This is a genomic window from Clostridium sp. UBA5119, assembly GCF_002414285.1.
Classification (GTDB): Bacteria; Bacillota; Clostridia; order Clostridiales; family Clostridiaceae; genus Clostridium_J; species Clostridium_J sulfidigenes.
Genome location: NZ_DHYX01000019.1, coordinates 1 through 7,880 on the forward strand (window position 1 = coordinate 1; position 7,880 = coordinate 7,880).

Here is a 7,880-nt window from a genome sequence, read left to right on the forward strand (position 1 = left end):
TGAAGGCTTTACCATAGAGGACTTTAAAACCGTTATTGATAATATGAAATATAAATGGAAAGGCACCAAGTTTCAGCAATATTTAGTTCCGACTACTCTCTTTGGCAATAAATTTGAGACCTATCTAAATCAAGAAAGAAAACCAGAAAAGGAAAGTGACGGGAAATTTAAGAGGGGAAATATGGTCCTTAGTGATGAAAGAAATAAAGCTGAGTTAAAGGAAAAGCTAAAGAATATAGTTTTGAAGGAGGACATGTAGCATGGATATGGTGATGCCACATAGTCTAGAAGCAGAGCAGGTAGTCATTGGGGTGTTAATTAACGATAAGGATAAAATTTATGAGGTGGAGGATATTTTAAATTTAGAAGATTTTTATTATGAAAATCATAAAGTGATTTATAGAGGGATTTTAAATCTTAGAGCTAGGGACATTAATATAGATTTAATAACCCTTTCCGAGGAACTAAAATCTAGGGAAGTTTTAGAAAAATGCAATGGTATAACATACCTTTCTAAGCTTTCTAGTTCTGCTGTGTACCTAAGTAATATAAGAAATTATTGTGAAATTATCATGGATAAAGCAAGCAGAAGAAGGGTTATAAAGGCTTGCAGAAAAGCCATTGATGAGAGTTATGGAGAGTTCCTTGTAGACCAAGTGGTGGAAGAGTTAGAGGATAATATTCATAAAGCCTATAGCAGTGCAGCCATGGAAGATATGGAACCTATTATGGATACACTGGAGAGTACCATAAGTCACATTGAAAAAAGATACCTGGATAAAAGGGCCCTTGAAGGTATTTCCACGGGGTATAAGGACTTAGATGAAGTGACCTCAGGCTTAAAATCTGGAGAACTAGTTATTATAGCTGCAAGACCCTCCATGGGAAAGACAGCCTTTGCTTTAAACCTTGCCCAACATGTTTCCAAAGAGGCAAAGGTGGGCTTATTCTCCTTAGAAATGCCAAAGAATCAACTTGTACAAAGAATGCTTTCTGCCAGGTGCCTGATTTCTCTTAAAGATATACAAAGTGGAAATCTAGAAGAAGATCACCTAAATAAACTTATGGTAGGAGCCTCAGAACTTTCAAAGAGGAAAATCTTCATAGATGACACATCAACTACACTTCCAACCATAAGAGGAAAGGCGAAGACTTTAAAGGAAAAAGAAGGTTTAGATGTGATAATAATAGATTATCTTCAGCTCATAGAATCTGTTGGAGTAAGTTCATCTAGAGAACAAGAAGTTGCAAAGATATCAAGGGAGCTAAAGGTAATGGCAAAATCCTTAAAAATTACCGTCATAGCATTAGCTCAACTCTCCAGGGCAGCAGAAAGCAGAAATGATCCAAGACCAATGCTATCAGACTTAAGAGAATCTGGCTCCATAGAACAAGATGCAGATATGGTGCTCTTTCCTTATAGAGAAAGTTATTATGACACTGAAAATAAAGATAAAAATAAAGAGGAAGATAGGGAAACACCTAAAGAAATCATGGAAATTATCATAGGTAAAAATAGAAATGGTGAAGTGAGGAATGTAAATCTAGGATGGATTGGAAAGTATCAGAGAGTGTTGGGGCTGGAGTAGAGGCCTAATAGATAATTTCATGTAATGAATTTATACTTTTGAGCAAAATTAATGATATATAATGTTATTTATGTTAATATTTTAAGTATAATATAAAAATTATAATGCTTTCACATAGTTGTTATAAAAATTATGTTAAAGAACATAAAAATAAGGCTATAATTAGCTAAATATGGGGGTAAAAATCTATGAAGAAGAGAATTTTAGCATTACTATTTGTAACTACAATGGCAATTACAATGGTAGGCTGTGGTGTAAAGGACTCAGACCATGGAGATAAGGCAGAAAAGAAAACAGAAAGTAACGAGGGAGAGATGTCTTCACAAAAAAAATTATTTGATGTAGAAGTAACGTTGCCTGCAGCCTTTTTTGACGGAAGTGATAAGACTACTATAGAGAAAGAAGCAAAGGCAAAGGGTGTACATGAAGTTAAAGTCAATGAAGATGGTTCTGTAACATATATTATGGATAAGAAAACTCACAAAGAGTTATTAGAGAGCATGAAACAGGCAGTAGACGAGAGTATTAAGGAGACTTTAGCTGACAAAGAAAATTATCCTTCTTTTGCAGAGATAAAATATAATGATGATTTGACACAATTTGATATTATGGTTGATAAAGCATCTTATGGTGGACTTCAACCTTTTGTAGCAGTAGGATTTTATATGTCTGGAAACATGTATCAAGCTATGAATGGAAAATCTTTTGATACAGCAAAAACTATAGTTAATTTTAAAGATAAAGCTACTGGAAAAATCATTGAAAGTGGGGATTCTTCAGCGCTAGGTAAGGGTGGAGAATAGGTTATAAATTTGAAGGGTAGTTACATTTATGTATGAATAATAGCCATTGATGAAATAAAATAATAGGGGTTTTCTTAAAGTAAGATAACTTAAATAAATGGTGAGTATGCACTTATATTAAAGTACATGCTCACCATTTTTAATAAGATTANNGATTAGTGATATATTTTTGGAAAGTCTTTGTTTTATACACAGTATAAGAATGTACATTCGTATAAATTCTTTTTAGTTGGAAATAATAGTAATATAAACAACTAGAAAGAGGAGATAATTATGGATTATAATAAAGTAAAGGATGCTGTATTAAAAAAACAATGGAATTTTTTAAAGACAATGCTGTAAGTTTCTTTGGCATTGATACAAGAATAATAGCTTCAGCAGAAACAGAGATAAAGAATATTGATATTAAAACTAATTATACTGATTATCTTTAACATTATAAGTGGACATTAGAAAAGAGGACTATAACTCTAACAGATGTTGAGATATAATAATATAAACAACAATAATTTTTAGATTTAAAACTTAGGGGTGATTAGATGAGTGGAATATTAGATAAATATGATGAATCAATTAATTTAACTTATAATTACACATATAGGATGCTTATGCATTTAAAAAATATAAGAGAAAATTATAGAAAGTTAGAAGATGCAGATGAGATAACATTAGAAGTATATAGAGATTCTATTATAAAAAAGTATGAAACTTTAGAGGATTTAACATGGAAGTTATTATCTAAAATTTTTAAAGCTGATGGACTTGAGATAAATAACCCTAGAGGCTGCTATAAACATGCATTCAAGGAGGGTCTCATAGAAGATATGATTGTTTGGAATGACATATTATTTGCAAGAAACTCAAGTGCCCATATATATAATGAAGAGGATTATGAAATTATAAAAAATGACATAATAGACAAATATATAGACGCCATAGAAGAACTTTTAGATAAAGTATCAATGGAGAAATTGTAAGATGTATGGAATAGAAGAGAAGATATATATAAACTTAATGTCATATTTTAAAAGTAATAAATATATAAAAAAAGTGATTCTTTTTGGTTCAAGAGCAAAGGGAAACTATAATTATAATTCTGATATAGACCTAGGCATTCTATGTGATAAAAAGTATAAGGGTACTATATCTGTAGAATTGGATGAACTTGTGGGAATATATTCTTTAGATATTGTTTTTTTAGATGCTATGAACGAAGATATAAAATTACAAATAGATAGAGATGGAATAGAAATTTATAATAATTTAAGTAGAGATTAAAGATGGATAAGAATAAAATCAAATCTTTTGCAGTTTGGGCGAGAAGAAGTTTAATTGCAGCAGTTAGTGAAAAAGTAAATAGAAATAAACACAAGCCATTTCTTTTTAGAGATGGCTTGTGTTTATTAGCTTGCTACCAACATAGCCAATGACACTAAGTCAAACATTGTGTTTAAAAACTTCATTATGATAATCATGGCAATGATTTCTATTCAAGAGGTTCGCTCAATTAAATTCCTCTAAGAGAAATTTATAAAAAAGCATTGAGATTGTTGTTTGCGATAGTTGGTATACCAAGAAACCATTTGTAACACCTATAAGAGAGTTTGATAACATGCATGTTATAGGTGCTATTCGTAGTGATACTGCTATATATGACCTAAAACCACTCCCTACGGGGAAACATGGAAGACCATGTTTAAGAGGCCGAAGAATTGACTACAAAACATTACAATATATTAAAAAATATGCAACAGGATATATTCTATTAGTACTGTGTACAACCAAGGTGGATTCTATAATGCTGTAAAATGCATTAATGAAACATTTTCAACTATTGCACCAAAATTAAAAACTATCCTAAATGATGTTAAATTACTTGAAAAAAATCTAGCCATTGATATTGATAAGCCTAATAGTCCATTTAAAAATGAGTTATCTAAAACACCTTTTAATGAATAGGACTGCAATTATGACCTTGAATAAATTTACAATAAAAATGAAGGCAATACAACAGATTATGTGCAAGGACTTATAATAGATTATCTTCAGATCATAGAATCTATAGGGGTAAGTTCATCTAAAGAACAAGATGCAGAGATGATGCTCTTTCCTTACAGAGAAAGTTATTATGATACTGAAGATAAAGATAAAAATAATTTAGTATTAAGAGGTATAAATTTGATATATGGAAAAATACTACAATAAGTAGTATAGTATACTTATATGATAGATAATATTATATTTGTAAACAAAATCCATAGTAAATATTATGATTTGTATATTAACATCATATTTTTATTAAAAAAATAGCAAAGGAGTGACTATATGTTTTGTGCTCATATTAATACTAAAACTTTAAAGGAGCAAAGTGTTAAAGAGCACTTATGCAATGTTTCTAAAATGTCAATGGAGTATGGTGCCAAAGTTTCCCTAGGGGCTACAGGAGAATTAATTGGCATTCTTCATGATATGGGAAAGGAAACAAATAAATTTAATTCTTATATACATTATTCATTTTTAAATCCTAATGATAAATCGCTTAAAGGAACAGTAAACCACTCAACAGCAGGTGCAAAGTTTATTTATGATAATTTTTATAATACAACTGATCCATATCAGAAGTTTGCGGCACAGCTTATTTCACTGGCAATTTGTTCCCATCATGGCGGACTCATAGACTGCCTAGACTTGAATGGCATAGAGATATTTACTAATAAAATGAACACAGATAAAGATATTTCTTATGATGAAGCGGTAAGTAATTTTAAGTCAGAGTGTTTAGAAACAGAACATATTATTAGTTTATTTAATAAATCAAAGGAAGAAATAAAGGGTATTCTTACTAAGGTTAACAATATAGATAATAAGCGTAAATTTGGACAGTTCGCAGCTGGAATGATAGAAAAGTACTTGTTTAGTTGTGTTATTGATGCAGACAGATATGATACCTATACATTTATGGAAGGTAAGGAAATACAACAGAAAATAGACAAATCAGTCTTGTGGAAAGAACTTGCTGATGTCTTAGAAGCTAAACTAGAAACTTACCCGAAACTTAGTAGAATAGATTTGCTAAGAGAAGAAGTTTCTATGTCTTGTAAGAATTTTGCAGAAAACAATACTGGAATATATCAGCTTTCAGTACCAACGGGAGGCGGTAAAACTCTTTCTAGCTTGAGATATGCTTTACACCATGCAAAGAAATTTAATAAAGATAGAATTTTTTTCATTATTCCATTCACTACTATAATCGATCAAAATGCTAAGGAAATAAGAGATATTTTAGGACGGGATGATATAATCCTAGAACATCATTCGAATCTACTTGTTGATAATGAGAAAGAAGGTTATAAACTTTTAACTGAACGATGGGATAGTCCTATTGTTCTTACAACAATGGTACAGTTCCTTGATACTTTGTTTAGTGGAGGAACACAAGGGGTTAGGAGAATGCATAACCTTTCAAATTCAGTGATAATATTTGATGAAATTCAAGCTATTCCAATTAAATGTATTAATATGTTTAATAGTGCGATTAATTTCCTATCAAATATTTGCAATGCAACGATTATACTTTGTACAGCAACGCAACCACTTTTAGCAACCACAGAGATGCCTTTAAAACTCAGTGAGNNCTAATATAATTTCAGATATGCATGAGAAATTTAAGCAATTTAAGCGTGTAAATTTGGTTGATAAGAGGGTTATTGGAGGATACAGTGTGGAGTTATTAAGAGATTTTGTTTTGGATGCGATGAATCACGTGGACAGTCTACTTGTAATTATGAATACTAAGAGATTAGCGAAAACGATTTTCAACAAGTTAAAGGATACAAATAGTGATTTACCTAAAGAAAAGCAGTATTGTATTTTTCATCTAAGTACAAGCATGTGTCCTTCTCATAGGATGAATATTCTAAAAGAGATGAGAAAAAAGTTAGGATATCAGAGGGTAATTTGCGTTAGTACTCAATTAATAGAGGCTGGTGTTAATGTATCTTTTGGTTGTGTAGTCCGGTCTCTTGCTGGACTTGATAGTATTGCTCAAGCAGCGGGGAGATGTAACCGTCATGGAGAAACAATTTGCAGTGATGTTTATATAGTTAACATTGAGGAAGAGAATGTTAGCAAATTGGTAGATATCAAAGAAGGTCAAGAATGTACAAAGAGAGTTTTAAGTGAATTTAAAGAAAATCCAAATATATTTGATAATGACTTGCTTTCTCTAAAAGCAATGGAAAGATATTATAAGTACTATTTCTATAATAGAAGTAGAGAGATGAATTATACATTATCTAAGGGAAACAACGATAAATCAATGTATGAATTATTATCCTCAAATAGAGAAGCTGATAATTCATTTAATAGCCGAAATGGTCACAAATCACAATTGATGTTAAAGCAAGGATTCAAAACTGCGGGGGACAATTTTCAAGTAATTGATCAGAATACAACAGGTGTGATAGTCCCATATGGAGAAGGTAAGAATCTTATAACTCTTATAAATGGTGAATGTGACTTGAGTGATATGAAGAAGTACTTGAAGAAAGCACAGCAGTTTTCAGTAAATTTATTTGAAATAGACAAAAGGAAATTAGAAGAAATAGGAGGAATTGTAGGACTGAAAAACAATTCAGTACTTGCTCTTAGGGAGGAATTTTACAAAGAGGATGTGGGAGTTACATTTGAAAAAGCTCCAATGGAATTTTGTAATTATTGAGGAGTGTGAGGTAATTGGAAAGAAAAAATATAGTTGAATTTAAAGTTAGTGGCAGATATGCACTTTTTAGTGATCCTATAAATAGAATTGGTGGAGAAAAGTTTTCATATCAAGTACCAACATATCAAGCACTGAAAGGAATATTGGAGAGTGTATATTGGAAACCAACATTAATATGGATAATAGACGAAGTTAGAGTTATGAATTTGATTAAAACACAATCACAGGTGATACGCCCTATTAACTTTAATGGAGGAAACACTTTGTCTATTTATACATACTTATCTAATGTTGAATATCAAGTAAGGGCACATTTTGAGTGGAATTATAATCGTCCCAATTTAGCGGAGGATAGAAATGAGAATAAACATTATCAAATAGCTAAAAGAATGATTAAATGTGGTGGAAGACGAGATGTTTTTCTAGGTACTAGGGAATGTCAGGGATATGTTGAACCATGTAAATTTGGAGAAGGTGAAGGTGCATATGACAATTATGGGTCACTTTCCTTTGGACTAATGTTTCATGGTTTTGACTATCCTGATGAAACAGGAGAAGATATGCTAACAGCTAGGCTTTGGGCACCTATAATGAACAATGGATATATCAAATTTTTAAATCCTGATGAATGCACTATAAAACGAGACCTTTCATCAATGAAACCTAAGGTATTTGATGAAACTAATTTTAGTGGATATTCAGAGTTTGAAAAGGAGGGAGAGATTATTGAGTTGGATTCATAAACTTTATGATACTTATGAGAATTGC

10 protein-coding genes are annotated in these 7,880 nt (G+C 31.2%); all 10 read left to right on the top strand.

What is annotated here, in order from left to right; genetic code table 11:
- On the top strand, nt 1-259 hold a 259-nt coding region (locus tag B2671_RS02780; RefSeq protein WP_346869050.1), incomplete at its 5' end, for a conserved phage C-terminal domain-containing protein.
- Nucleotide 260: 1 nt separating this feature from the next.
- Nucleotides 261-1,589 (top strand): replicative DNA helicase, encoded by a 1,329-nt coding sequence (gene dnaB, locus B2671_RS02785; RefSeq protein WP_346869051.1) that lies wholly within the window; start codon nt 261-263, stop codon nt 1,587-1,589.
- Between the two features lie 188 nt (nt 1,590-1,777).
- Nucleotides 1,778-2,392 carry a hypothetical protein gene (locus B2671_RS02790; protein WP_346869052.1) on the top strand — a complete coding sequence of 205 codons (615 nt, stop codon included), beginning with the start codon at nt 1,778-1,780 and terminating at the stop codon, nt 2,390-2,392.
- 539 nt (nt 2,393-2,931) lie between these two features.
- Nucleotides 2,932-3,369, top strand: coding sequence for an HI0074 family nucleotidyltransferase substrate-binding subunit (locus tag B2671_RS02795; RefSeq protein ID WP_346869053.1), 438 nt, complete (start codon nt 2,932-2,934; stop codon nt 3,367-3,369).
- Between the two features lies 1 nt (nt 3,370).
- On the top strand, nt 3,371-3,670 hold the full coding sequence (locus tag B2671_RS02800; RefSeq protein ID WP_346869054.1) for a nucleotidyltransferase domain-containing protein: 300 nt from the start codon (nt 3,371-3,373) through the stop codon (nt 3,668-3,670).
- Nucleotides 3,671-4,004: 334 nt separating this feature from the next.
- Complete coding sequence (locus B2671_RS02805) at nt 4,005-4,199, top strand: hypothetical protein (protein WP_346869055.1); 195 nt, start codon at nt 4,005-4,007, stop codon at nt 4,197-4,199.
- A 212-nt stretch (nt 4,200-4,411) separates the two neighbouring features.
- Nucleotides 4,412-4,597, top strand: coding sequence for a hypothetical protein (locus tag B2671_RS02810; RefSeq protein WP_346869056.1), 186 nt, complete (start codon nt 4,412-4,414; stop codon nt 4,595-4,597).
- Between the two features lie 201 nt (nt 4,598-4,798).
- The gene (locus B2671_RS02815; RefSeq protein WP_422653218.1) at nt 4,799-6,031 is read left to right on the top strand and encodes a CRISPR-associated endonuclease Cas3''; all 1,233 of its coding nucleotides are present in this window, start codon (nt 4,799-4,801) and stop codon (nt 6,029-6,031) included.
- A gap of 82 nt (nt 6,032-6,113) precedes the next feature.
- Nucleotides 6,114-7,112 (top strand): helicase-related protein, encoded by a 999-nt coding sequence (locus B2671_RS02820; RefSeq protein ID WP_346869058.1) that lies wholly within the window; start codon nt 6,114-6,116, stop codon nt 7,110-7,112.
- Between the two features lie 14 nt (nt 7,113-7,126).
- Nucleotides 7,127-7,855, top strand: coding sequence for a type I-C CRISPR-associated protein Cas5c (gene cas5c, locus B2671_RS02825; RefSeq protein ID WP_346869059.1), 729 nt, complete (start codon nt 7,127-7,129; stop codon nt 7,853-7,855).
- Nucleotides 7,856-7,880 lie beyond the last annotated feature (25 nt).

What these genes read in the sequence shown, in the direction of transcription:
- dnaB (WP_346869051.1), top strand. Translation starts at nt 261, where the DNA reads ATGGATATGGTGATGCCACATAGTCTAGAAGCAGAGCAGGTAGTCATT.
- B2671_RS02790 (WP_346869052.1), top strand. Translation starts at nt 1,778, where the DNA reads ATGAAGAAGAGAATTTTAGCATTACTATTTGTAACTACAATGGCAATT.
- B2671_RS02795 (WP_346869053.1), top strand. Translation starts at nt 2,932, where the DNA reads ATGAGTGGAATATTAGATAAATATGATGAATCAATTAATTTAACTTAT.
- B2671_RS02800 (WP_346869054.1), top strand. Translation starts at nt 3,371, where the DNA reads ATGTATGGAATAGAAGAGAAGATATATATAAACTTAATGTCATATTTT.
- B2671_RS02805 (WP_346869055.1), top strand. Translation starts at nt 4,005, where the DNA reads ATGCATGTTATAGGTGCTATTCGTAGTGATACTGCTATATATGACCTA.